This is a genomic window from Endothiovibrio diazotrophicus (assembly GCF_054657215.1).
Map to the genome: position 1 here is coordinate 1 of NZ_BAAHXB010000013.1, position 22,127 is coordinate 22,127.

At 68.1% G+C, this 22,127-nt stretch carries 25 protein-coding genes; 10 read left to right on the plus strand and 15 right to left on the minus strand.

What is annotated here, in order from left to right; all coding sequences use genetic code 11:
- Positions 1 to 281: 281 nt before the first annotated feature.
- From ACYQ2W_RS05485 to purM, 4 genes are read right to left on the minus strand one after another with little or no spacing between them, the layout of a single operon-like run.
- The gene (locus ACYQ2W_RS05485; protein ID WP_459864033.1) at positions 282 to 1,613 is read right to left on the minus strand and encodes a diguanylate cyclase; all 1,332 of its coding nucleotides are present in this window, start codon (positions 1,611 to 1,613) and stop codon (positions 282 to 284) included.
- Between the two features lie 18 nt (positions 1,614 to 1,631).
- Positions 1,632 to 2,393: a DUF3108 domain-containing protein gene (locus ACYQ2W_RS05490; RefSeq protein WP_459864035.1), complete on the minus strand. Its 762-nt coding sequence runs from the start codon at positions 2,391 to 2,393 to the stop codon at positions 1,632 to 1,634.
- A complete protein-coding gene (gene purN / locus ACYQ2W_RS05495; protein ID WP_459864037.1) occupies positions 2,387 to 3,082 on the minus strand; it encodes a phosphoribosylglycinamide formyltransferase in 696 nt (231 codons plus the stop codon). The genes ACYQ2W_RS05490 and purN overlap by 7 nt, the downstream gene beginning before the upstream one ends.
- On the minus strand, positions 3,079 to 4,131 hold the full coding sequence (gene purM, locus ACYQ2W_RS05500) for a phosphoribosylformylglycinamidine cyclo-ligase (RefSeq protein WP_459864039.1): 1,053 nt from the start codon (positions 4,129 to 4,131) through the stop codon (positions 3,079 to 3,081). The genes purN and purM overlap by 4 nt, the downstream gene beginning before the upstream one ends.
- A 95-nt stretch (positions 4,132 to 4,226) precedes the next feature.
- On the opposite strand from purM, the gene ACYQ2W_RS05505 reads away from it, so the two are divergent.
- From ACYQ2W_RS05505 to hda, 4 genes are read left to right on the plus strand one after another with little or no spacing between them, the layout of a single operon-like run.
- Positions 4,227 to 5,378: a DUF2066 domain-containing protein gene (locus ACYQ2W_RS05505; protein ID WP_459864041.1), complete on the plus strand. Its 1,152-nt coding sequence runs from the start codon at positions 4,227 to 4,229 to the stop codon at positions 5,376 to 5,378.
- Positions 5,379 to 5,417: 39 nt separating this feature from the next.
- Positions 5,418 to 5,969 carry a CDP-alcohol phosphatidyltransferase family protein gene (locus tag ACYQ2W_RS05510; protein WP_459864043.1) on the plus strand — a complete coding sequence of 184 codons (552 nt, stop codon included), beginning with the start codon at positions 5,418 to 5,420 and terminating at the stop codon, positions 5,967 to 5,969.
- On the plus strand, positions 5,966 to 7,036 hold the full coding sequence (locus ACYQ2W_RS05515; RefSeq protein WP_459864045.1) for an AI-2E family transporter: 1,071 nt from the start codon (positions 5,966 to 5,968) through the stop codon (positions 7,034 to 7,036). Before ACYQ2W_RS05510 ends, ACYQ2W_RS05515 begins: the two co-directional genes overlap by 4 nt.
- 10 nt (positions 7,037 to 7,046) lie before the next feature.
- Entirely contained in the window at positions 7,047 to 7,775 is a 729-nt protein-coding gene (gene hda, locus ACYQ2W_RS05520) for a DnaA regulatory inactivator Hda (RefSeq protein ID WP_459864047.1), read from the plus strand.
- Positions 7,776 to 7,807: 32 nt separating this feature from the next.
- Here the strand turns inward: hda and ACYQ2W_RS05525 are convergent, their stop codons facing one another.
- A complete protein-coding gene (locus ACYQ2W_RS05525; protein WP_459864049.1) occupies positions 7,808 to 8,179 on the minus strand; it encodes a DUF2069 domain-containing protein in 372 nt (123 codons plus the stop codon).
- Positions 8,176 to 8,775 (minus strand): NAD(P)H:quinone oxidoreductase, encoded by a 600-nt coding sequence (gene wrbA / locus ACYQ2W_RS05530; protein WP_459864051.1) that lies wholly within the window; start codon positions 8,773 to 8,775, stop codon positions 8,176 to 8,178. The genes ACYQ2W_RS05525 and wrbA overlap by 4 nt, the downstream gene beginning before the upstream one ends.
- Before the next feature lie 193 nt (positions 8,776 to 8,968).
- On the opposite strand from wrbA, the gene ACYQ2W_RS05535 reads away from it, so the two are divergent.
- From ACYQ2W_RS05535 to ACYQ2W_RS05545, 3 genes are all read left to right on the plus strand, one after another.
- The gene (locus tag ACYQ2W_RS05535; RefSeq protein ID WP_459864053.1) at positions 8,969 to 9,703 is read left to right on the plus strand and encodes a LysM peptidoglycan-binding domain-containing protein; all 735 of its coding nucleotides are present in this window, start codon (positions 8,969 to 8,971) and stop codon (positions 9,701 to 9,703) included.
- 724 nt (positions 9,704 to 10,427) lie between these two features.
- A complete protein-coding gene (locus ACYQ2W_RS05540) occupies positions 10,428 to 10,958 on the plus strand; it encodes a YqhA family protein (protein WP_459864055.1) in 531 nt (176 codons plus the stop codon).
- Between the two features lie 552 nt (positions 10,959 to 11,510).
- Positions 11,511 to 12,389 (plus strand): putative metalloprotease CJM1_0395 family protein, encoded by an 879-nt coding sequence (locus ACYQ2W_RS05545; protein ID WP_459864057.1) that lies wholly within the window; start codon positions 11,511 to 11,513, stop codon positions 12,387 to 12,389.
- Positions 12,390 to 12,469: 80 nt separating this feature from the next.
- Here the strand turns inward: ACYQ2W_RS05545 and ACYQ2W_RS05550 are convergent, their stop codons facing one another.
- Positions 12,470 to 12,955, minus strand: a complete 486-nt coding sequence (locus ACYQ2W_RS05550) for a chemotaxis protein CheW (protein WP_459864059.1) — start codon at positions 12,953 to 12,955, stop codon at positions 12,470 to 12,472.
- Between the two features lie 42 nt (positions 12,956 to 12,997).
- Between ACYQ2W_RS05550 and ACYQ2W_RS05555 the strand changes: the two genes are divergently transcribed.
- Positions 12,998 to 13,495: a MarR family winged helix-turn-helix transcriptional regulator gene (locus tag ACYQ2W_RS05555; RefSeq protein ID WP_459864061.1), complete on the plus strand. Its 498-nt coding sequence runs from the start codon at positions 12,998 to 13,000 to the stop codon at positions 13,493 to 13,495.
- A gap of 203 nt (positions 13,496 to 13,698) precedes the next feature.
- On the opposite strand, the gene ACYQ2W_RS05560 is transcribed toward ACYQ2W_RS05555, so the two are convergent.
- The 5 genes from ACYQ2W_RS05560 to ACYQ2W_RS05580 all read right to left on the minus strand — a co-directional run bounded on the left by ACYQ2W_RS05560 (position 13,699) and on the right by ACYQ2W_RS05580 (position 17,834).
- Positions 13,699 to 14,103, minus strand: a complete 405-nt coding sequence (locus ACYQ2W_RS05560; protein ID WP_459864063.1) for an ectoine synthase — start codon at positions 14,101 to 14,103, stop codon at positions 13,699 to 13,701.
- On the minus strand, positions 14,100 to 15,359 hold the full coding sequence (gene ectB / locus ACYQ2W_RS05565) for a diaminobutyrate--2-oxoglutarate transaminase (protein ID WP_459864065.1): 1,260 nt from the start codon (positions 15,357 to 15,359) through the stop codon (positions 14,100 to 14,102). The genes ACYQ2W_RS05560 and ectB overlap by 4 nt, the downstream gene beginning before the upstream one ends.
- A 27-nt stretch (positions 15,360 to 15,386) precedes the next feature.
- Positions 15,387 to 15,938: a diaminobutyrate acetyltransferase gene (gene ectA / locus ACYQ2W_RS05570; RefSeq protein ID WP_459864067.1), complete on the minus strand. Its 552-nt coding sequence runs from the start codon at positions 15,936 to 15,938 to the stop codon at positions 15,387 to 15,389.
- 329 nt (positions 15,939 to 16,267) lie between these two features.
- Positions 16,268 to 17,122, minus strand: a complete 855-nt coding sequence (gene ubiA, locus ACYQ2W_RS05575) for a 4-hydroxybenzoate octaprenyltransferase (protein WP_459864164.1) — start codon at positions 17,120 to 17,122, stop codon at positions 16,268 to 16,270.
- Between the two features lie 148 nt (positions 17,123 to 17,270).
- Complete coding sequence (locus tag ACYQ2W_RS05580; protein ID WP_459864069.1) at positions 17,271 to 17,834, minus strand: chorismate--pyruvate lyase family protein; 564 nt, start codon at positions 17,832 to 17,834, stop codon at positions 17,271 to 17,273.
- A gap of 126 nt (positions 17,835 to 17,960) precedes the next feature.
- Between ACYQ2W_RS05580 and ACYQ2W_RS05585 the strand changes: the two genes are divergently transcribed.
- A complete protein-coding gene (locus tag ACYQ2W_RS05585) occupies positions 17,961 to 18,323 on the plus strand; it encodes an ankyrin repeat domain-containing protein (RefSeq protein WP_459864071.1) in 363 nt (120 codons plus the stop codon).
- A 185-nt stretch (positions 18,324 to 18,508) separates the two neighbouring features.
- Here the strand turns inward: ACYQ2W_RS05585 and thiE are convergent, their stop codons facing one another.
- From thiE to hemB, 3 genes are all read right to left on the minus strand, one after another.
- On the minus strand, positions 18,509 to 19,129 hold the full coding sequence (gene thiE, locus ACYQ2W_RS05590) for a thiamine phosphate synthase (protein WP_459864073.1): 621 nt from the start codon (positions 19,127 to 19,129) through the stop codon (positions 18,509 to 18,511).
- Complete coding sequence (gene thiD, locus ACYQ2W_RS05595; protein ID WP_459864075.1) at positions 19,126 to 19,956, minus strand: bifunctional hydroxymethylpyrimidine kinase/phosphomethylpyrimidine kinase; 831 nt, start codon at positions 19,954 to 19,956, stop codon at positions 19,126 to 19,128. The genes thiE and thiD overlap by 4 nt, the downstream gene beginning before the upstream one ends.
- Before the next feature lie 205 nt (positions 19,957 to 20,161).
- A complete protein-coding gene (hemB, locus tag ACYQ2W_RS05600; RefSeq protein WP_459864166.1) occupies positions 20,162 to 21,133 on the minus strand; it encodes a porphobilinogen synthase in 972 nt (323 codons plus the stop codon).
- A gap of 363 nt (positions 21,134 to 21,496) precedes the next feature.
- Between hemB and ACYQ2W_RS05605 the strand changes: the two genes are divergently transcribed.
- A complete protein-coding gene (locus ACYQ2W_RS05605) occupies positions 21,497 to 21,805 on the plus strand; it encodes a hypothetical protein (RefSeq protein WP_459864077.1) in 309 nt (102 codons plus the stop codon).
- The last annotated feature ends 322 nt before the right edge of the window (positions 21,806 to 22,127 follow it).

The window sequence follows — 22,127 nt, forward strand, 5'->3', positions numbered from 1 at the left end:
AGCCCGGAGCCGCCGGCTGCGCACCGCGCCTTGTCCTGGCACTTCCGGGGGGGGCGCTGATGGCCGATTTGTGGGTAAGAGGCAGAGCTAGGCAGGGCGCTGAATTTGCGGTGCCTTCGTTCGGCATGACGCGGAGCGTCAAAGAAGACGTTTCCACGCAGAGCGTGGAAACGAGAAAGGGGGGTGGGGGAGCATATTGGTGCGAGGGTTGATGCTGGATCGGCGCCGGTATCATCCTGTCACCTGTCACCTGTCACCTGTCACCTGTCACCTGATCCAGCCTATTCCGCCACCTCCACCCGATTCCTCCCCTCGCTCTTCGCCCGGTAGAGGGCGATGTCGGCGCGGTGCAGCAGGGGTTCGGGTTGCTCCTCCGGGCGGTGTTCGGCGACGCCGATGCTGACGGTGACCTGGCCAGCGCCAGGGAAGTGGTGGCCGGCCACCGCGTCGCACAGGCGGTTGGTGAGCAGTTCGGCCCCCGCCCGGTCGGTGCCGGGGAGTAGCAGGGTGAACTCCTCGCCGCCCCAGCGGGCGAACAGGTCGACGTCGCGGATGTGGCCTTTGATGATGGCGGTGAACTCCTTCAGCACCTCGTCGCCGGTGAGGTGGCCGTGGCGGTCGTTGACCGCCTTGAAGTGGTCCAGGTCCATGATCGCCACGGAGAAGGGGCTGGTCGCGTAGCGTTGGCAGCGGCTGATCTCCTCGGCCAGGGCGCGTTCGAACTTGCCGCGGTTGAAGGCGCCGGTGAGACGGTCGGTGTGGGCCAGCTTTTCCAGGTTGGAGGCGCGCCGCTCCAGCACGCCGACCAGGGTGCGCAGCTCGTCGGCCTGATCGCGCAGCATCTCCGACCATTTGCTGTAGGCGATGTCGATCAGCTCCCGCTGGTGGATCATGCCGAGCAGCCGCCCCTCCTCGTCGCGTACCACGATGCGCTTGAAGCGGTGTTCGCGGATGTAGTCGATCGCCTCGCGCACGGTGATGTCGCGGGTGACCGTCTCCAGCGGGGTGGTGACGTGATCGCGGGCCGGCGCGGCGAAATCGATCTGGCCGCGGATCAGGCGGATCGCGTCCTTGGTGGTGAGGATGCCGTAGGGGCGCTCTTCGCCGTCGCACAGCACCACCGCGTCACCGACGCTGCTGAGCAGGCCGAACACCTCGCCGATGGTCGCCGTGAGCGGGGCGTGCTTGATCGCGTTGCGCAGCAGGATGTCGCCCACCCGCTGGCGTTCGATCAGCGCCTGGGGGTCGATGCTGGCGATGATGTCGGTATAGGAGAGGATGCCGGTGAGCCGCCCCCCTTCGTCGGTGACGCAGAGGTAGCCTTCCTCGCCGGCGAAGTATTGGAAGACGTCGAGCAGGTTGGTGCCGCGGGCCGCCTGGGGGACGCTGGGGAAGTGGATCTCGGTGAGCGGGGTGGTCAGGTCGGCCCGTTCGGTGCGCAGGCGGATCACGTCGTTGACGGTGAGGATGCCGAAGCCGCCGCGCTCGCCGATGACGATGACGTCGCGCTTGTCGGCGCCGACCATCCGCTCGATCGCCTCGCCGAGGCTGGCGCGCTCCTCGATGCTGACCACCTCGCGGGTGGCGATCTCGTCGATGTTGGGGAATTTCATCGCTTCTCTTTGTCGCGGCTAGGCGTTCCCCATGCCGAGGACGCGCTCGATGGTCATGCGCAGGGTCTCGCCATCCTGTTTCACCTGCTCGATGCGCACCGGCAGGAAGTGGAAGCGCGGGGCGCACCACAGCCGGGTGGTCCGCTTGCTCGACTCCTTGGTACGCTCGATCCGCAGGGTGCGCAAGGGGCCCAGCGGGGTCTCCAGGGTCTCCTCCCCGGTCACTTCCAAATGATAGTGCTTGAGGGTGCCGCCGTCGGCGATGGCGTAGCTCATGGCACGCAGTCCCCGTTCCAGGTCGAGCATGATCGCCACCTGGTAGACCAGCTTGTCGAGGGTCCCGGCGGGGATCTCCATGGTCCAGCGGTCGCCGCTGATGTCGTTGACCACCTGGCCCGCCTGCCAGTCGAAGCGCAGCTCCACCCGCCGCTCCTTCTTGCCGCCGAAGCGGTGGTAGCGGTAGCGCTCGGGGCGGGGGTGGTCGCCGTCGAGCCGCCAGTGGCTCTCCTCCTCGACGGTGTCGCTGACGAACAGGCTGAGCAGCCCCACCGGCTGGACACGCGAGGCGTAGCGCCAGCCGCCGCCGGCCTCGCGGCTGAGCTGCAGGCGGCTGTCGCCGAGGTGGAGGCCGTTGCGGGTGAGGGTGTAGTGGGCGACGAAGGGGGGCGGGTCGGCGGCGGCCGTCCCGCCCAGCAGCAGGCACAGCAGGGTGAGTAGCAGGTGGACGGGGTGGAACGGCCTCCCAAAACGGGGAGTCGTTGTTTCGCGAGCCCTTACCACTGCGGCTCCTCCATCTCGGGAGTGAGCAGCGCGGGGGTCTCCAGGGGTTTGCCGTCGAGCAGCACCCGCCCCTCGGCGAGGGTGATGCGACCGCTGGCGATCCGCTCCACGGCCCGCGGATAGATGCGATGCTCCTGTTCGAGGACGCGGGCGGCGAGGGTCTCGGGGGTGTCGTCTTCGAACACCGGCACCCGTGCCTGGAGGATCACCGGACCGCCGTCCAGCTCCTCGGTCACGAAGTGGACGCTGGCGCCGTGGCGGGCTACCCCCTCGGCGAGCGCCCGCTGATGGGTGCGCAGGCCGCGGAAGTCGGGGAGTAGCGAGGGGTGGATGTTGATCAGCCGCCCGGCGTAGTGGGCGACGAAGTGGACGCTGAGGATGCGCATGAAGCCGGCCAGTACCACCAGGGCGGGCCGGTGGGCGTCGATCGCCTCGATCAGCCGGCGGTCGTAGGCGTCGCGGTCGGGGTGGCCGGTGGGGTCCAACACCCGGGCGGCGATGCCGGCATCGCGGGCCCGCTGCAGGCCGAGGGCGTCGGGGCGGTTGCTGATCACCGCGCGGATGGTGGCGCCGAGGCGCCCGTCGCGCTCGGCGTCGATCAGTGACTGGAGGTTGCTGCCGCGGCCGGAGATGAGGACGACGATGCCCGGCTCGGAGGCGGACGCGGCGGCGGGGCGGATGTCACTCACGGCTCGCGGATCTCCACCCGCGGCCCCTCCGTACCCGCCTCGATGGTGCCGATGAGCGCGGCGCGTTCGCCCTGGGCGTTGAGGAACTCCACCGCCCGTTCGGCCTGCTCGGCGGGGACGCAGACCACCATGCCGATGCCGCAGTTGAAGGTGCGGTACATCTCGTCGCGGGCGACGTTGCCCGCCTGCTGCAGCCAGTCGAAGACCGCCGGGCGCTGCCACGCCGCGGCATCGATCACCGCCCGGCACCCCTCGGGGAGCACCCGCGGCAGGTTCTCGGGCAACCCGCCGCCGGTGATGTGGGCCAGCGCGCGCAGCTCCACCTCGCCGCGCAGGGCGAGCAGCGACTTGACGTAGATGCGGGTGGGGGCGAGCAGGGTCTCGCCGAGGGTGTGGCCGTCGAACTCCGCGTGGAGGTCGGCGCCGCTCACCTCGACGATCTTGCGGATCAGCGAGTAGCCGTTGGAGTGGGGACCGCTGGAGGCGAGCCCGATCAGCACGTCGCCGGCCTCCACCTTGGTGCCGTCGATGATCGCGGACTTCTCCACCGCGCCGACGCAGAAGCCGGCCAGATCGTAGTCCCCCTCACCGTACATCCCCGGCATCTCGGCGGTCTCGCCGCCGGCCAGCGCGGCGCCCGCCAGCAGGCAGCCGTCGGCGATCCCCTTGACCACGTCGGTGGCCACCTCCACGTCGAGGTGGCCGGTGGCGTAGTAGTCGAGGAAAAAGAGCGGCTCGGCGCCGGCCACCACGATGTCGTTGACGCACATCGCCACCAGGTCGATGCCGATGGTGTCGTGGATGCCGGCGTCGATGGCCAGCTTGAGCTTGGTGCCGACGCCGTCGGTGCCGGAGACCAGCACCGGGTTGCTGAAGCGGTCCAGCGGCAGTTCGAACAGCGCGCCGAAGCCGCCCAGGCCGCCGAGCACGCCGGGACGGTGGGTGCGGGCGGCGTGGGGCTTGATGCGGTCGATGAGGGCGTTGCCGGCGTCGATGTCGACGCCGGCGTCGCGGTAGCTGAGCGCGGTGGGGGCGGCCGGTGTGGTCACGGAGGGCTCCAATGCGGGGGAATGTCGAGCGGCGCAAGGCCGCGGCCAAGTGAGGTATTATACCCGCTCTATTTGCACTACGTATTCTCCCCGCCATGAACCGTTCCCCCTCCCAACGCTCCCCCTTCCGCCGCTGGCTGCGCGTGGCGCTGTGGATCGGCCTGCTGGTCTGTGTGGTGCTCTCGCTGAAGGCGCGGGCGGCCGAGACGGTGGCGCTGTTCGAGGCGGAGGTGCCGGTGGCGGGGCAGGACGCCGATGCGCGGCTGCAGGCGGAGCGGGCGGCCCTCGGCGAGGTATTGGTGCGGGTCTCCGGCAATCGCCAGGCGGCGGCCCACCCGGCGCTGGCGCCGATGCTGGAGGAGGCGGGGCGCTACGTGCAGCAGTACCGCTACGTCGACGTGCCGCTCCCCGGCGCGGGGGCGGGGGGGATGAGCGAGCCCCACCTGTGGGTGAGCTTCGATGCCCAGGCGGTGGAGCGGGCGCTACGCCAGGTGGACCTGCCGGTGTGGGGGCGGCTGCGCCCCTCGGTGCTCGCCTGGCTGGCGGTGGCCGACGGATCCGAGCGCTTCCTGGTGGGGGGCGAGCAGGGCTTCGCGGTGCGCGACGTGCTCCAGCGGGTGGGTGCGCGCCGCGGTACCCCGCTGCTCTTCCCGATCATGGACCTGGAGGATCAGGCGCGGGTGCGTTTCGCCGACGTGTGGGCCGGTTTCGCCGACGCCATCGTCACCCACTCGCAGCGCTACGGCGCCAACGGGGTGGTGGTGGGCCGGGTCTACCGCGACACCGCCGGCCGCTGGAGCGGCAACTGGAGCCTCTACCTGGGCGGTGAGAGCGAGCGTTGGGAGGGGCGCGCCGACGGACGCGACGCGCTGCTGGAGGCGGCCGCCAATGCGCTGGCCGATCGCCTCGCCGAGCGCTTTGCGCTGCTCGACGAGGGGGGCGATGAGGGGCCGCTGAAGGTTCGCGTGGCGGCAGTGACGGGACTCGCCGACTACGCTCGGGTGGAGCGCTACCTGCGCTCGCTGCCGCCGGTGACCGCGGTGCAGCTGGAGCGGGTCGTCCCCGGCGAGCTGCTCTACCGGGTGGAGGCGCGGGGAGGGCGCCAGGCGCTCGCCGAGACCATCGCCCTCGGCCATACCCTGCGTCCCTTGGAGAGCGCCTCCGCCGGGCGGGGCGTGGCGCCGATCGAGGCCGGAGCGCCCTCTTCCGGCGGTCCGGAGGAGCTGCGCTACCGTCTCAGCCCGTGATCGCCGACGGCGTTGCGGGACGCGTTGGGGGGAAGGGGCATGGAGCGGCGTGACATCCCCAACCTGATCACCGTCATCCGCATCCTGTTGGTGGCACCGATCGCCGCTACCCTGGCCGAGCGGCACTACGGTTGGGCCCTGGCGCTGATCGCCGTGGCCGGACTCTCCGACGGCCTCGATGGTTTTCTCGCCCGCCGTTTCGATTGGCGCAGCCGCCTCGGCGCGCTGCTCGATCCGCTCGCCGACAAGCTGCTGCTGACCGTCTCCTTCCTGGTCCTCGGCTGGCTCGAGGTGGTGCCGCTGTGGCTGGTGGCGGCGGTGATCGGGCGGGACCTGCTGATCGTCGGCGGGGCGCTGGCCTACCACCGGCGGGTCGGCCGGCTGGAGATGGAGCCGAGCCGCTGGAGCAAGATCAACACCGCCCTGCTGCTCGGCTATCTGCTGGCGGTGGTGGCGGGGCAGGCGTTGGGAGGGGCACTCGCCCGTTGGTCCCCGTTGCTGGTCTGGCCGGTGCTCGCCACCACCGTGGTGAGCGGGGTGGACTACGTCATTCACTGGAGCGCCCGCGCGCGCAAGGAGGCCCGCCGATGAGCGGCAACCGTCCCTGGTGGCTGTTGGCTGCCGCCGTCCTCGGTGGCTGGCTGCTCTACCTGCTCGCCCCGATCCTCACCCCCTTCGTCGCCGGCGCGCTGCTCGGCTACCTCGGGGACCCGCTGGCCGACCGGCTGGAGGCGCGGGGGCTGCCGCGCGGCGCGGCGGTGAGCGTGGTCTTCGTCGTCTTCTCGCTGTTGCTGCTGGCCGTGCTGCTGCTGTTGGTGCCGATGCTCGAGCGGCAGCTCTCGGCGCTGGTGGCGAAGCTGCCGGGGTGGCTGGAGTGGCTGCGCCAGCAACTGCTGCCGTGGCTGCACAGCCGTTTCGGCGTCGGGCCGGAGGTGCTCGGCCTGGACGCCCTCAAGCAGAGTCTGGCGGAGCACTGGAAGAGCGCCGGGGGGCTGCTCGCGGGCGTCGCCGGCTCGGTTACCCGCTCCGGGGTGGCGCTTGCCTCGGCGCTGGCCAATCTGCTGCTGATCCCGATCGTCGGCTTCTATCTGCTGCGCGACTGGGATCATCTGATGGAGAATCTGCGCGCCCTGCTGCCGCGGGCCTGGGAGCCGCTGGTGGTGGGCATCGCCCGCGAGTCCGACGAGGTGCTGGGGGCGTTCCTGCGCGGTCAGGTGCTGGTGATGGCGGCGCTGGCGACGATCTACAGCGTGGGCCTCGCCCTGGTGGGGCTGGAGCTGGCGCTGCTGATCGGCATGGTGGCGGGGCTGGTCAGCTTCGTTCCCTACCTCGGTTTCATCGTCGGTATCGCCGCCGCCGGCGTCGCCATCTTCATGCAGACCCACGCGCTGGGGGACCTGCTCTGGGTGGCGCTGGTGTTCGGCGTCGCCCAGGTCGTCGAGGGGGCGCTGCTGACGCCATGGCTGGTGGGCGACCGGATCGGCCTCCACCCGGTGGCGGTGATCTTCGCGGTGCTCGCCGGTGGCCAGCTGTTCGGCTTCTTCGGCGTGCTGCTGGCGCTGCCGGTGGCGGCGGTGGTGGCGGTGATCCTGCGTCATCTCCACCGCAACTACGTCAACTCCCTGTTCTACACCAGCTCCGCCGACGATCAGCCGTGAGTACCTGCCGATGAGTGCCGCCGCGCCGTTCACTCCCTCCGCTCAGATCCCCCTCGACCTGCGGCTGCGTGACACCGCCACCTTCGCCAACCTGCTGCCCGGCGACAACGACGAGGCGGTCAGCGCGGTCTGGCGCTGTATCCTGAACCAGGGGGTCGACCAGCTCTACCTGTGGGGCGGGCGCGGCACCGGCAAGAGCCATCTGCTGCAGGCCGCCTGCCACGAGGCGGGGGAGCGTGGCGAGGGCTGTTTCTACCTGCCCCTCGAAGAGGCGGTGCGGGAGTGGCCGGTGGGGGCGCTGCAGGGGCTGGAGCGGATGGCACTGCTGGCGGTCGACGACGTCCAGGCGGTGGCCGGGCGGCATTCGTGGGAGGAGGGGCTGTTCAACCTCTACAACCGGGTGCGCGAGGCGGGCGGGCGGATGCTCTTCGCCGCCTCCGCCCGCGCCGACGAGGTGGGGATCGGCCTTCCGGACCTGAGCAGCCGGCTCGCCTGGGGCCTCTCCTACGTGCTGCACGAACCGGACGAGGCCGGCAAGCTGGTGGCGCTGCGGCTCCACGCCCTCAATCGCGGGATCCATCTCCCCGATGAAGTGGGGCGCTACCTGATCCGCCACTGTCGCCGCGATCTCCATTCGCTGGCCGCTATTCTGGAACGTCTCGACGAGGCGTCGCTGGTCGCCAAGCGGCGGCTCACCGTTCCCTTCGTCCGCCAGGTGCTGAAGGAAGAGTGCCGCTGATCGAAGAGTGGTGCCGGCGCCGTTCGGACACCCTACCCTTCACCTTTTTCCTTGAGTTCCCTGCCGCGGTGCTTGGCAAACAGCACCGCCCCGACGAACAGCTCCATGACCAGGACCAGCTCCAGCCCGGCGAGCAGCCGCCCCGGCGGATTGCTGTAGAGCTCCACCAGGGCGTGGGTCATGTAGGGCAGGGTCAGCAGCGCCGCCCACAGGTGGCTGGAGGGGCGCCCGTGGAGCAGGCCGCGCAGGGGAAAGAGCAGCGGCCCCGCGGTGATCAGCAGCACGACGGCCACCGGCACCTTCTCCGGCGGCGCCAGCAGCGTCGGCCACGCCATCATCAGCGCCAGCAGCCCGAAATACCCCGCCAGGGCCAACCAGCGGAAGGTGACGGTTTGCCGGCTCACGGTTCCACCCCCAGTCGTTGCGCGGTCTCCGCCAGCCGCCGACCGAGGGCGCGGGCCAGTCGGACCTCCTCCTCGGTGAAGGGGCGCCCCCCGTCGGCTCCGGCCCAGTGGCTCGCCCCGTAGGGGGTGCCGCCGGCGGCGGTGGCGTTGAGCGCCGCCTCGCTGTAGGGGAGGCCGGTGATCAGCATGCCGTGATGGAGCAGCGGCAGCATCATCGACAGCAGGGTCGACTCCTGGCCGCCGTGGAGGCTGGCGGTGGAGGTGAAGAGCGCCGCCGGCTTCCCGATCAGCGTCCCCGAGGCCCACAGGTCGGCGGTGCCGTCGAGGAAGTACTTGAGCGGGGCGGCCATGTTGCCGAAGCGGGTCGGGCTGCCCAGGGCGAGACCCGCGCAGCGGCGCAGATCGTCGGTGGTGGCATAGGGGGGGCCCGACTCGGGGATGGTGTCGGCGCGCTGCTCGCAGAGGGTGGAGACCGGTGGCACGGTGCGCACCAGCGCCTCCATCCCCGCCACCTCCTCGACCCCATGGGCGATGCGTCGCGCCAGCTCCGCGGTGGCGCCGTGACGGCTGTAGTAGAGGACCAGGATCTGGGCCATCGAGGGCTCTCCGAGTGTTTCTTTAAGGGATTCATGATTCTACCCTTTCGGGGTGCCGTGGAGGAGCTGGAGGGGCCTGTTTTTCGGGGGTTTTCCTTCCTTGACACCCCTTAGAGGTGGTGTTACGTTCATGGGCAGAAACCGCCGAAAAACAGGCGTTTTGACAATAACTCCCGCCTTGGAGCAGAACGAAATGAAACTCTCCCAACTCCTCCGATATTTCGCAGTGGTCCTGCTTGCGCTCGGTGTCGCCGCAGGCTGCGCGAGCCAGCAGCAGGCCGCCGAAGATCCCAAGGCCGTCGCCGCCCAGGCGATCGCCGATGCCAAGGCCGCCTACAAGGAGGCGGTCGCCCTCGGTGCCGCCTGGCGTGATACCGGCGAGCTGATCAAGAAGGCCGAGAAGGCCTTCGACGAGGGCGACTACGCCACCGCCACCAAGCTCGCCAACCAGGCCCGTGAGCAGTCCGAGACCGCCATCAACCAGTGGTACCTGGAGCAGGCCAAGGCGATGGTGGCGAAGGCCAAGGGCTATACCCTGACGCCGGAGCAGTCGGCCCTGCTGGCCGACGCCGAGGCCGCCATCAAGGCCAACGAGGGCAAGCGCGCCTACGAGCTGGCCAAGCAGCTGATGGCCGCCCTGGCCGCCGCCGAGATGCGCTACACCGTCGCCACGGGTGACAGCCTGTGGAAGATCTCCGGCAAGTCCGCGGTCTATGGCAACCCCTACCAGTGGCCGCTGATCTACAAAAAGAACGCTTCCCAGATCAAGGACGCCGACCTGATCTATCCCAAGCAGGTGCTGGGGATCGACAAGAACCCCTCCTCCGCTGACGTCTCGGCTGCTGTCAAACATGCCAAGACCCGCGGTGCCTGGGCGGTCGGCCCGGTCGAAGCCTCCGACAAGGCCTATCTGGGGATGGGCCGCTAGGCAGCTTCCGGCGGCCGGATGAAAAAGGGGGCTTCGGCCCCCTTTTTTTTCGCGCGCTGTTTCCGCCTTTGATATTGGTAGTTGTCCTTCCCCTGGTTACCACGCTCCGCGTGGTAACCCGGCCTTCACGGCGGCACCAGCGTCTCCTTTGGACGCTCCGCGTCGGCTCCACGCCCCGCTGAACTGCCGTGCCTCAATCGGGACGCAGAGCGTCCAAGGTCCCCGGTTACGACGCAGAGCGTCGTAACCGGAAGGTTTCCTCTGGTTACCACGCTCTGCGTGGTAACCCGTACCCCGGCCTTCACGCCGGCACCTGCGTCCTTCTTGGACGCTCCGCGTCGGCTCCACGCCCCGCTGAACTGCCGTGCCTCAATCGGGACGCAGAGCGTCCAAGGTCCCCGGTTACGACGCAGAGCGTCGTAACCAGAAGGTTTCCTCTGGTTACCACGCTCTGCGTGGTAACCCGTACCCCGGCCTTCACGCCGGCACCTGCGTCCTTCTTGGACGCTCCGCGTCGGCTCCACGCCCCGCCGAACTGCCGTGCCTCAATCGGGACGCAGGGCGTCCAGGATCCCCGGTTACGACGCAGAGCGTCGTAACCGGAAGGTCGTAGCCAGTCCCCCCATCGTGGCCCTCCGTGGTAAAAAGCGCGGCCCGTGAAGAAAACGAAACCGTTCTTGGGTATCCTTGCCCGCCCTAATCTCAAGCAACCTGGGATGCGTCGATGAAAAGACTGGAATTGCTCTTCGAGAGCCTGCTCTGGAACAGCCGCCTGGTGGTGTTGGTGGCGGTGGTGTTCAGTCTGCTCTCCTCGCTGGCAATGTTCTATCTGGCGACGGCGGACGCCTGGTTCATGCTCAGTCATCTGGGTGACTACCTCTCGCCGGCACTGGATGCGCATGCGCGGGCGGAGCTGCGCGGGATCACCATCACCCATGTGGTGGAGGTGATCGACGGCTACCTGCTGGCCACCGTGCTGCTGATCTTCGCCCTCGGCCTGTATGAACTCTTCATCAGCAAGATCGATCAGGCGGAGTCGGAGTCGGAAGTCTCCTCCAAGGTGCTGGTGATCCACAGCCTCGATGATCTCAAGGCGCGCCTCTCCAAGGTGGTGCTGATGATCCTGGTGGTGAAGTTCTTCGAGCACGCCATCCGCATGGATTTCGTCTCCGCGCTGGATCTGCTGACCTTTGCCGGCGGCATCGCCCTGGTGGGGTTGGCGCTCTACCTCTCCCATGCAGGTGAGCAGCACTAGCAGCCTGTCGGACTACGGGTGAATCGGCCGCTTCCGGAGCTTTGGTCGCGTCTGTTCTACTGTGAAAATACGCGGAGATGTGGAAGCAGCCGTAGGGTGTGCCGAGGTACGAGGCGCACCACTTTCCGACCGGTGCGCCTCCTATCGTCGGCACACCCTACCCGAATTCCACCGTCCGGGGTGGTTCAACGGTTGTCCGCGATCGTTGACGCGAAGGGCAAGAAGGGGAACGGAGGGCGAGAAGGCTCGGATTGCCGTTTGATGACGCGCCGCTCTTCCGCTACGAGACTTCGCGCAGGTCGTGCCTGTTGCAACGTCAGATCCCGTTTTCAAGGATGGTACCGGCGGAACGGTCGCGGCGCGCACGGCCCACGCTGCGCCTCGTCTCTGCGCCCCTCCGCGTTGATCCTTCCGGGTTCGGAGAGGACGAATTTTTCGCGTGCCTGGCCTCAGGTTTTTGGAGGATGGGCCGCTAACCTCGACGAGGGTCTCTTTCCGTCCGGCGGGAGGGGACTAAACTGGGACTGACGGAACCCCGATCGAAAGCGAGCCATGACCTCATCCTCCGGAAACCTGCCGTTTCTCGCCTGCACCACGGATCGCGTTGCCATGCAGATGGCCGCCTCGCCGGTGGGGCGTGGACGTCTGGCTTCCGAGCCGTCGCAGCGGGTCACCGAGCAACCGGCGTCGACGACGCCGGGAGGTAGCGCTGCCGCGGTGGGTGCCGCGGTCCCGGCGGCCAATCAGAATGCCTCCGCCCAACCCGGGCGCGCCGCCGACGGGCGGTCGTCCCAACCGGGTGATCAAGGCGGCAAAGACTCCTTCAGCGGGGTTCGCCAGGAGACCGAGCTCACCGAGGAGGAGCGCAAGCAGGTCGAGGAGCTGAAGGCGCGGGACCAGGAGGTGCGTACCCACGAGTCGGCCCACAAATCCGCCGGTGGGCAGTACGTGCGCGGCTCGGCCAGCTTCACCTATCAGACCGGTCCCGACGGCAAGCGCTATGCCATCGGTGGCGAGGTGAAGATCGATACCGGCAAGGAGGACGATCCGCAAAAGACCCTGGAGAAGGCGGAGGCGATCCGGCGGGCGGCGATGGCCCCTGCCGAGCCCTCGAACAAGGATCGTCAGGTGGCTGCCGATGCCGCCCGCATGGCCACCGAGGCACGGATGGAGATCTCCCGGTCCAGCACCGAGGCGGCGGCGACCGGTGAGGTGGCGGGGGAGGGCGGCGAGCCGGGTGGCGCGAGTGCGGGGGGGGGGGTCGCCGGGCGGAGCGACGGGGCGCCGGGATCCTCGGACGAGCGCGGGGGGCCGGGGACGCAGCGGCGCACCGCCGCTGGGAGTGGTGGAGTCTATGGCGCCCTGAACCAGTTCAACCTCACCGCCAGTGCCGGGCGCAGCAACAACCTCTTCGTCAACGTCTACGCCTGATTTTCGCTTGGGGCGAAAATCAGAAAATGGGTTTTGGGTGAATGGCGGCCTGGCGGTCGCCATTTTTGTTTTGCGGGCCCTTAACCGGATGCCTCGCCAAGTGAGCCTACCGCCTCACCGAGGATCGCCTTCAGGTCCAGCAGCTCCACCAGGGTGTCGTCAATATGCACCACGCCGCCGATCAGGTGGTGGCGGCCGCTGCCCGGTGGCGCGGCCATCACTTCGCGGCGGTCCACCACGGCGATCCGCTCCACCGAACGCACCATCACCCCTTGCAGTGAATGGCCCTGTTCGGTGACGATGATCGGCCCGTCGTGGCGAGCGGGGGTGGATGCGCCGTGAGCGCCCAGGGCCGCCTCCAGGTCGAACAGCGGGAAGGTGTTGCCGCGCAGCTGGACCAGTCCCATCACCAGGGGGTGGGCGTTGGGCAGCGGGGTGGCGGTCAGTCCCTCGCGCACCTCCCGCACCCCGCTTACCGGGATGGCGAAGCGCTGTCCCCCCTGGTGGAGGGTGAAGAGCAGGAGTTCGAGTCGATTGGCTTCCTCGTCGCCCGTCGTCTGGTCCAAGGGCACGATTTCCCCCTTTGTCGTTGAGTGATGTTGACTACCATGAACCGTTCCAAAGAGGTCCTGATCGCCATACGAAAGATCATTCGCGCCATCGACCTCCAGTCGAAACGGCTGATGAGCGAGGCGGGGGTCACCGGCCCCCAGTTGCTGGTGATGCAGGCGGTCAGCCAGCTCCGCGAGAGGGGACGCCACCCCTCCCTGGGGGAGATCGCCAAGCGGGTGAGCCTCAGCCAAGCCACCGTGACCTCGATCATGGGGCGGCTGGAGGCGAAGGGGTTGGCCCTGCGCAGCAAGGGCAGTGACGACCGCCGGCGGATGGAGGTGACCCTCACCGCGGCGGGGGAGGAGGCCCTGCGTCGCGCGCCCAATCCGCTCCAGGAGAGTTTCGTCGAGGCCTTTGAGGGATTGCAGGCGTGGGAACAGCATCTGCTGATCTCCTCCCTGGAGCGGGTTGCCGACATGATGGGCGCGGCGGACATCGAGGCCGCCCCCGTGCTGGAGACCGAGGGATTGGCGAAGGATCCGTCGCTCCAGTGACGGGCGGTGGAGTTCCGGACGAAGGATCGCCCAGGGTCCTGTCTGTCGGTCGGGGCTCGGTGAGGAGGTCAAAGGCAAAAGGTCAAAGGTAAAAGGGGCGAGGTGCAGTCGTCGGTGGCTCGCCCTGGATTGACAAGAGGCAGTGGTGAGGCATCCTGCTTTCACCTTTCACCTTTCACCTTTCACCTTTCACCTTTCACCTTTCACCTTTCACCTGATTCCTCGATCAACGGATAGACCCCGTTCTCGTCGTGCACCTCCCGTCCGCTGATCGGCGGGTTGAAGGCGCAGATCAGCCGCATGTCGCGGGTCGCCCGCAGGTGGTGGCGTTCGTGGCCGTTGAGGGCGTACATCGTGCCGTCGGTGATCTTGTGGGTCTCGCCGGTCTCCAGGTCCTCGATCTCCCCCTCGCCGGCGACGCAGTAGACCGCCTCCAGGTGGTTCTGATAGTGGATGTAGGTCTCGGTGCCGGCATAGATGGTGGTGTCGTGGAACGAGAACCCCATGCCGTCACGGGCGAGCAGCAGCCGGCGACTGGCCCAGTTGCCGTTTTCCGCCTTGACGTCGCGCTCGCTGCCGATAATCTCTTCCAGTCGCCGCACGATCATCGGCCGCCCTCCTTCACGATCACCTCGCTGACGCACTGCTCGATGATGGCGAGCCCCTCGCGCAGCAGCTCCTCCTCGATGGTCAGCGCCGGCAGGAACTTCACCACCTGATCGCGTGAACCGGCCAGCTCGATCACCATCCCCTTCTCGAAGGCGCGCGCCGAGACCTGTCCGGCGAGGCCGTTGGGCAGCTCCAGCCCCCACACCATGCCGACGCCGCGGACGTCGCTTGGCACGTCCGGGTGGGCGGCGGCGATGCGCCGCAGCTCCTCCTCCATGATCGCCCCCTTGCGCTTCACCTCCTTGGCGAAGGTGTCGGTGCGCCAGTAGGTGTCGATGGCGGTGGCGGCGGCGATGAAGGCGAGGTTGTTGCCGCGGAAGGTGCCGGTGTGCTCGCCCGGTTTCCACTGGTCGAGTTCCGGGCGCATCAGCAGGATCGCCATCGGCAGGCCGCCGCCGATCGACTTGGAGACGGTGACCATGTCGGGCTTGATGCCGGCGCGCTCGAAGCTGAAGAAGGTGCCGGTGCGCCCGTTGCCCATCTGGATGTCGTCGATGATCAGCAGGATGTCGAGGTCGCGGCAGAGCTTCTCCAGCTCGCGCAGCCACTCGTCGGAGGCGACGTTGATGCCGCCCTCGCCCTGCACCGTCTCGACGATGATCGCCGCCGGCACGTCGACCCCGCTGGAGCCGTCGGTGAGGAACTTGCGCAGGTAGTCGATGGTGTTGATGTCGGTACCCAGGTAGCCGTCGAAGGGCAGCGAGTCGGCGTTGTTGCGGGCACCGTAGGACTCGTCGCGGTAGAAGTCGTTGCCGGTCACCGCCAGCGCGCCCATGGTCAGGCCGTGGTAGCCGTTGGTGAAGGCGATGACGTTGGAGCGGCGCTTGACCATCCGCGCCAGCTTCAACGCGGTCTCCACCGAGTTGGTGCCGGTGGGGCCGGTGAACTGGATCTTGTAGTCGAGGTTGCGCGGCGCCAGGATGGTGTCGCGGAAGCTCTCCAGAAAGGCCTGCTTGGCCACGGTGGCCTTGTCCAGGGCGTGGACGATGCCGTCACGCTGCAGATAGGTGATCAGCGCCTCGCTGATCGCCGGGTTGTTGTGGCCGTAGTTGAGCGTGCCGGCGCCGGCGAAGAAGTCGATGTAGCGGTTGCCCTGCTCGTCGAATATCTCGGAGCCTTTGGCGACGTCGAAGACGGCGGGGAAGGCGCGGATGTAGCCGCGCACCTTGGATTCGAGTTCCTCGAAGATTCGCATGGGGTAGAAGTTCCTGAAGGTGAAGATTTAGTGGAAGGGGTGGCGGGGCAGCGCGGCCAGCGCGTGGGCGCCGAAGGGACCGATGCGGAAGAGTTCTTCGCGCTCGTGGCCGTCCGTCGACTCCTCCGCCGGGAAGGATTCGGGGCCGAAGCCGGGCAGGATCTCGCAGGGGGTGTCGAGGCGCTTGGCGAGTCCCTGGAAGAGGGCCCGCGAGGCGCCGTTGCCCGGACTGATGGTGGTCTCGATGCGGCGGACGGCGCGGCAGCCTTCGCCGCGGAGCAGGTCGTGGAGCAGCGCGGTGGCCAGCCCCAGGCCGCGCATCGAGCGATCGACGCCGATCTGCCAGACGAACAGCGTATCGCTGGCGCGGGGGTGTAGATAGGCGGTGACCACGCCGACCACCTCGCCGCGGCACACCGCCACCCGGCAGGTGTCGCTGAACTGGTGGGCGAGCAGCAGATAGGCGTAGGCGGAGTTGAGGTCGAGGGTGCCGGTGCCCTTGACCAGACGCCAGATGGCGGCGCCGTCCTCCACGGTGGGCCGTCGCAAGGTAACGGCTTGGGTGAGTGCGTCATTCATGGGTATTGGGGTCGCGGGAGCCGGATGCTCCCGGGGCTGCACGGCTGGTCCGTGCGACGGGATTTTTCAGGGAAAAATCGGGGTGAATGGGTGTCGCAGGCCTCGCGATGCCCGAATTAATCTAACGTACTCAAAGGAATTTTTCAATCACCGGTGGCAGGGGCTGAATCGAGGCCGGGTGAAAAATTCCTTAATTTTTGGTTTGTTGTGTTGTTTTTGGTGGCGCGTTGGGTGACGTCGTAGAAGATTAATAATTTGAATTAAATTCTTTTTTGGGATTGCCGGGAGCGCGGGCTGGCAGGGGTTCGGCCTCGGGGCGGCTGCTTGCGTTAAACCAGATAGTCGACAGCAATCCCAAAAAAGACGGTCATGCCCAGCCAGTTGTTGTGGAGGAAGGCCTTGAAGCAGAGCGCGCGGTCGCGGCTGCGGATCAGCCACTGGTGGTAGCCGGCGAGGGCGGCGGCGACCGCCAGCGAGAGGTAGTAGGGGATGCCGAGCTTGGCGTTGACGCCGATCAGTACCAGGTCGAGGAGGAAGATCCCCTGGAGGAGGCCGATGATCACCCGGTCGGCGTCGCCGAAGAGGATGGCGGTGGATTTTACCCCGATCTTCAGGTCGTCATCGCGGTCGACCATGGCGTACATGGTGTCGTAGATCACCGCCCACAGGACCGCGGCGATGAACAGCAGCCAGGCCAGCGGCGGCAGGGTGTCGCTCTGCGCGGCGAAGGCCATCGGCACCGCCCAGCCGAAGGCGGCGCCGAGGAACACCTGGGGCAGGTGGGTGTGGCGCTTCGTGAAGGGGTATATGGCGGCGAGGAGCGCACCGGCGAAGGAGAGCAGGATGGTCAGCCGGTTCATGGTCAGCACCAGGGCGAAGGCGATGACACAGAGCGTGGCGAACAGGATCAGCGCTTCGCGCGGCGACACCTTGCCGGTGGCGATCGGGCGCTGGCAGGTGCGTTTGACGTGGCCGTCGATGTTGCGGTCGGCGTAGTCGTTGATCACGCAGCCGGCCGAACGCATCAATACCGCGCCGAGGACGAACACCGTCAGCACACCGAGGTCGGGGATCCCCTTGGCGGCGATCCACAGCGCCCACAGCATCGGCCAGAGCAGCAGCAGGGTGCCGATGGGCTTGTCGAGGCGGGTCAGCCGGTAGTACTGGCGGAGACGGTCGGTGATGGAAACCATGGGGCCTTATCGGAGTGGTGGGCTGGGGCGCCCATTATATCCAGCTGCGATTGGGGTCTCGATCAAGGGGCTTGGTTTCACACGAAGTAAGAGGCGAGAAGGACTGCGTCGCTGGTGTTGTGCACGGCGATGAATAGCCCTAATCCGCGATGGCGGGAAGGAAGAACTCCGCCACCAGCAGGGGGTGGTGGTCGAGGCGGAACAGCGAGCGGCGGCCCCAGATCTCCGGCGGCGGATCGCGCAGCTCGGCGGTGGCCAGTCCGAAGAGGGCGTGGCGGGCGGTCAGCCGGGTCAGCTCCAGTTCGTCGCGCTCCATGCCGCGCTGGCGAAACAGGAACTCCCCCAGGGGGCGCTCCCCCAAATGGGCGAGCCGCCGGCGCTTGCCGCCGAGGGTGGCGTCGGGAATCACCGTGCGGGCGAACACCTGCGGCGCACCGTCGCACGTGAGCAGCACCTCCCGCACCAGCGCCGAGGCCCCCGGTTTCACCGCCAGGGCGTGGGCCTCCTCCAATTGGGGACGCCCCCGCCCCTGGCGCAATACCCGCACGCCGAAGCGCCCGGCGCAGCCGCGTTTCAGCCGTGCGGTAAGCGACCCGCGGTCCACCAGCCAGTGGGCCACCGCAGGTGGCAGCTCCCCCTGGCGGAAGTGCCCGGCAGGGTGCCAGTGGGGTTCGCTGCGGTGGTTGGGGAGCGGGCTGTTCAAGGGTCGGCTCGGCGGGCGTGGGGCGCGCTGGGGTGGCGCGGGCGGAGACGGGATTCTACCTCAATCGGCGGTGCGCGGTGGGTGCGCGCTACACTGTGTGGCACCGGAAAACCGAATGAGAACGTCATGAATACGATAATCCGTCCCCTGTTGCTGTTGCTCTCCCTGCTGCTCGCCGCCTGCGGCCAGGGCTATTTCGATGAACCGCCGCTGCACGATGCCGCCATGCGCGGTGACGCCGAACGGGTGGAGGCACTGCTCAAGGAGGGGGCCGACGTCAACGGCCGCAACCGCGAGGGGGCCACCCCCCTCCACTGGGCCGCCTTCAAGGGGCAGGTGGCGGTGGCGCGGGTGCTGCTTGCCCACGGCGCCGAGGTCAACGCCGTGACCACGCGAGGCTCCTCGCCGCTACGCCTCGCCACCACCCACAAACAGACCGAGATGATCCGTCTGCTGCGCTCTCGCGGCGGGCGGGTGATCGGCCAATAGGAATGCGCTGTTCCGGGTAGGGCGGAGGAGGGCCTGTTCGATCGGCGGCTCCGTTGGGCACGGCGGTCGCAGGCCGCCCTATAGGGCGCGCCGTGCGCGCCATGTTGAACGAAGGCGCTTCGCAGGAAGGGTGGCGAGAACCGGTCCGGTCGGTCGCTCTTCCAGGCACGATGCCGCGGCGGACTCTACGCCCGCTCGAACAGCGCGCGGAAGGCGCGCGCGGTGGCGGCAATGTCGTCACTGCCGAACAGGCTGGTGATCACCGCCACCAGGTCGGCGCCGGTCTGCACCAGCGCCGGGGCGTTCTCCAGGGTGATCCCGCCGATGCAGGCGATCGGCTTGTCGAACCGCTGGTGGGCCTCCTCCAGCAGGTCCAGGTCGGCGCGTGCGGCGTTGGGTTTGGTGGGGGAGGGGAAGAAGCTGCCGAAGGCGAGGTAGTCGACCGGGGATTCGTGGAAGTGGCTCGCCCGCTCCAGGTCGTTGTAGCAGCTCACCCCGATGATCGCCTGCTCGCCGAGGATCGAGCGGGCCGCCGAGGGGGTGAGGTCGTCGCGCCCCAGGTGGACGCCGTCGGCGCCGATCTCGCAGGCCAGGTCCACGTCGTCGTTGATGATCAGCGGCACCTTGAAGGAGCGGCAGAGGTTGAGCAGGTCGCTCGCCTCCCAGCGGCGGCGCTCCGCGTCGTCGCTCTTGTCGCGGTACTGGATCAGCGCCGCGCCGCCGTGCAGCGCCCGGGCCACCGCCTCGATCAGCGCCGGGCCGGTGCGCCCGTCGGTGATCGCATAGAGTCCGCGCAGCGGTTTCAATGGAGGGTCTCCGGTTGCTCGCCCTCATCCTCCTCGTCGTGGGCCCAGAAGAGGCGGTTGGGGATCAGCTGACCCATCCCCAGGCGGTAGCCGTTGCGCAGGCTCTCCCAGGTGTACTCCTGGGCCTCGTGGACCGCGCTGAACGGCTCCAGCCCCTGGGCCAGCAGGCCGGCCAGGGAGGCGGCCAGGGTGCAGCCGGAGCCGTGGTAGCTGTCGGTCAGCCGCTCCCAGTGGAACGCCTCCATGAAGCGGCGGTTGCCGTAGAGGCGGTTGATCACCTGCGGGTCGCGCTCGTGGGCGCCGGTGATCAGCACGAACTCGGCGCCGCGGTCCATCAGCTCCTGGGCGCAGGCATCCAGGTTGTCGGCCCCCGGCGCCAGCTTGCGCGCCTCCTCGCTGTTGGGGGTGAGCAGCGTGGTCTGCGGGAGCAGCAACTGGCGGATCGCCTCGGTTACCTCCTCGTCGGCCAGCGGCGTGCCGCCGCCCGCCTTGAGGATCGGATCGAGCACCACCGGCAGCTTCGGGTAGTCGGTGAGCAGGGTGTGGACTGCCTCCACCGCCTGGACGCTGCCGAGCAGGCCGATCTTCACCGCCTGCACCTCCATGTCCTCCAGCACCGCGCGGGCCTGGGCCACCACTACCGTGGGGTCCAGCGGGATCAGCTCCTTCACGTCGCGGGTGTCCTGCACCGCGATGGAGGTGATCACCGGCGCGCAGTGGCAGCCCATGCTCGCCATCGCCTCGATGTCGGCCTGGATGCCGGCGCCGCCGGTGGGGTCGTGGCCGGAGAGGGCGAGGACGACGGGGATGCGGGGGTGGTTGGTCATGAACGATTTCTCGGAGGGCGGAGGAGTGGAGCTTCCAACGCAAAGGCACAAAGGCGCAAAGGGCGCAAAGAGGTTCCCATAAATGTAGCCCCTTCTACCCTTTGCGCGCTTCGCGTCTTTGCGCCTTTGTCTCCAGGGATGGAGGTCTGCGGCGAGAGCAGGACGCGGAAGCCGCTGCGTTGAACTCTTTTCTGCACGGCGTACGTCAGGATTCTTTCAGCCACCGGGCGGTGCGTTTGGCGAAGTAGGTGAGCACCCCGTCGGCGCCGGCGCGCTTGATCGAGAGCAGCGACTCCAGCACCACCTTCTTCTCGTCGAGCCAGCCGTTCTGCGCCGCCGCCATCAGCATCGCGTACTCGCCGCTCACCTGATAGACGAAGGTGGGGGCGCCGAACTGATCCTTCACCCGGCGGACGATGTCGAGATAGGGCATGCCCGGCTTGATCATCACCATGTCCGCCCCCTCCTCCAGATCGAGGGCCACCTCGTGCAGCGCCTCGTCCGAGTTGGCCGGGTCCTGCTGGTAGGTGCTCTTGTCGCCCCCCTTGAGGTTGGCCGCCGAGCCCACCGCGTCGCGGAACGGGCCGTAGAAGGCGGAGGCGTACTTGGCCGAGTAGGCGAGGATGCGGGTGTGGATCTGGCCGGCCGCCTCCAGCGCATCGCGCACCGCGCCGATGCGCCCGTCCATCATGTCCGAGGGGGCGACCACGTCGGCGCCCGCCTCGGCGTGGGAGAGCGCCTGCTTGACCAGCACCTCCACGGTCTCCTCGTTCATCACGTAGCCGGTCTCGTCGATCAGTCCGTCCTGGCCGTGGACGGTAAACGGATCGAGGGCCACATCGGTGATCACCCCCAGTTCGGGGAAGCGCTCCTTCAACGCCCGTACCGCCCGCTGGGCCAAACCCTCGGGGTTGTAGGCCTCACGGGCATCGAGGCTCTTCGCCTCCTGCGGGGTGACCGGGAACAGCGCGATCGCCGGCACGCCAAGGTCGACCAGCTCGCCGGCCTCCTTCAGCAGCTCGTCGATGGAGACCCGCTCCACCCCCGGCATCGACGGCACCGCCTCCCGTTGGTCGCTCCCCTCCAGCACGAACATCGGCTGGATCAGGTCGTCGGCGGTGAGGACGTTCTCGCGCATCAGGCGCCGCGAGAAGTCATCGCGGCGCATGCGGCGCATGCGGGTGCGGTGGAAGGGGCCGCGGGCGGTATCGATCGGGGACAACGGTTCACTCTCCTGCGTTCGGGGGATCGGCGCGGTTATTCTATCGGGGATTGGCCGGCGCGGGAAAATCGCCCCTGGATAATTCGGGAAACTCTAATATAGTTTTTCTTGCGTGGTGCCGAAGGCGTGGCAGAACGCCACGGCACCGACGATGGCAATGGGGCCTCGGATGGCACCGACCATCCACACTCCTCGCCCGCCCGCCGTCCGTTGGCGAAGCCTCGCCGGACCGGGCACTGGGGACCGCCCGCGGTTCGCCACCGCAGCGTCGATCCCATCCGAGACCCTCCAGTCAAACCGCTCTTGGAGGATGCAGAAATGACCAACCTGAAGAAATTCGCGGCGGCGTTGATCCTCGCCCTGTTCGCGGCGGCCCCGTTCCAGTCGGCCAACGCCTGGTTCTTCGGCGACGGCTGGGGCCCGTGGGGTGGTGGCCCATGGGGCGGCTATCCCTACTATGGCGGTTATCCGTATTACGGCGGTTGGGGCGGCTACCCGTACTACGGTGGTTATCCGTACTACGGCGGTGTCCCCTATGGCGGCGTCCCCTACTATGGCGCGCCGGTCTACGGTTACCCCTATGCCGCCCCGCAGCAGCCGGCGGCGGCCCCGGCCGAATCCAAGTAACGGCGTAGCCGATGACGAGAGAGGCCGGGAGCGATCCCGGCCTTTTCTTTTGTCTGGGCCGCGATGGCGTCATGTCCGTTCCTACCGCGTGCCAAGTCCAAATGCCCCACTTCGTCGTTATCGCGGCCTAAGGGGCCGCTCCTACAGTGAATAGCGACCTCCGCGCTCCACGATGACGCCCGATGCCGGTCCAAGACGGCGCCGCACCTGCGCCAAACAGCCCCGGACGCCTCACCGATCGCACCTCCACCCTCCCGCTCCGCCCTTCTGTTTCCCCGCCGCCACTGGCACTATCGGCCGCAACGACCACGGACCGAAGGGA

Excerpts from the sequence above, each read along its gene's own strand:
- ACYQ2W_RS05485 (WP_459864033.1), bottom strand. The coding sequence starts at position 1,613 with ATGAAATTCCCCAACATCGACGAGATCGCCACCCGCGAGGTGGTCAGC.
- ACYQ2W_RS05505 (WP_459864041.1), top strand. The coding sequence starts at position 4,227 with ATGAACCGTTCCCCCTCCCAACGCTCCCCCTTCCGCCGCTGGCTGCGC.
- ACYQ2W_RS05510 (WP_459864043.1), top strand. The coding sequence starts at position 5,418 with ATGGAGCGGCGTGACATCCCCAACCTGATCACCGTCATCCGCATCCTG.
- ACYQ2W_RS05515 (WP_459864045.1), top strand. The coding sequence starts at position 5,966 with ATGAGCGGCAACCGTCCCTGGTGGCTGTTGGCTGCCGCCGTCCTCGGT.
- hda (WP_459864047.1), top strand. The coding sequence starts at position 7,047 with ATGAGTGCCGCCGCGCCGTTCACTCCCTCCGCTCAGATCCCCCTCGAC.
- wrbA (WP_459864051.1), bottom strand. The coding sequence starts at position 8,775 with ATGGCCCAGATCCTGGTCCTCTACTACAGCCGTCACGGCGCCACCGCG.
- ACYQ2W_RS05535 (WP_459864053.1), top strand. The coding sequence starts at position 8,969 with ATGAAACTCTCCCAACTCCTCCGATATTTCGCAGTGGTCCTGCTTGCG.
- ACYQ2W_RS05540 (WP_459864055.1), top strand. The coding sequence starts at position 10,428 with ATGAAAAGACTGGAATTGCTCTTCGAGAGCCTGCTCTGGAACAGCCGC.
- ACYQ2W_RS05545 (WP_459864057.1), top strand. The coding sequence starts at position 11,511 with ATGACCTCATCCTCCGGAAACCTGCCGTTTCTCGCCTGCACCACGGAT.
- ACYQ2W_RS05555 (WP_459864061.1), top strand. The coding sequence starts at position 12,998 with ATGAACCGTTCCAAAGAGGTCCTGATCGCCATACGAAAGATCATTCGC.
- ACYQ2W_RS05560 (WP_459864063.1), bottom strand. The coding sequence starts at position 14,103 with ATGATCGTGCGGCGACTGGAAGAGATTATCGGCAGCGAGCGCGACGTC.
- ectB (WP_459864065.1), bottom strand. The coding sequence starts at position 15,359 with ATGCGAATCTTCGAGGAACTCGAATCCAAGGTGCGCGGCTACATCCGC.
- ectA (WP_459864067.1), bottom strand. The coding sequence starts at position 15,938 with ATGAATGACGCACTCACCCAAGCCGTTACCTTGCGACGGCCCACCGTG.
- ACYQ2W_RS05585 (WP_459864071.1), top strand. The coding sequence starts at position 17,961 with ATGAATACGATAATCCGTCCCCTGTTGCTGTTGCTCTCCCTGCTGCTC.
- thiD (WP_459864075.1), bottom strand. The coding sequence starts at position 19,956 with ATGACCAACCACCCCCGCATCCCCGTCGTCCTCGCCCTCTCCGGCCAC.
- hemB (WP_459864166.1), bottom strand. The coding sequence starts at position 21,133 with ATGCGCCGCATGCGCCGCGATGACTTCTCGCGGCGCCTGATGCGCGAG.
- ACYQ2W_RS05605 (WP_459864077.1), top strand. The coding sequence starts at position 21,497 with ATGACCAACCTGAAGAAATTCGCGGCGGCGTTGATCCTCGCCCTGTTC.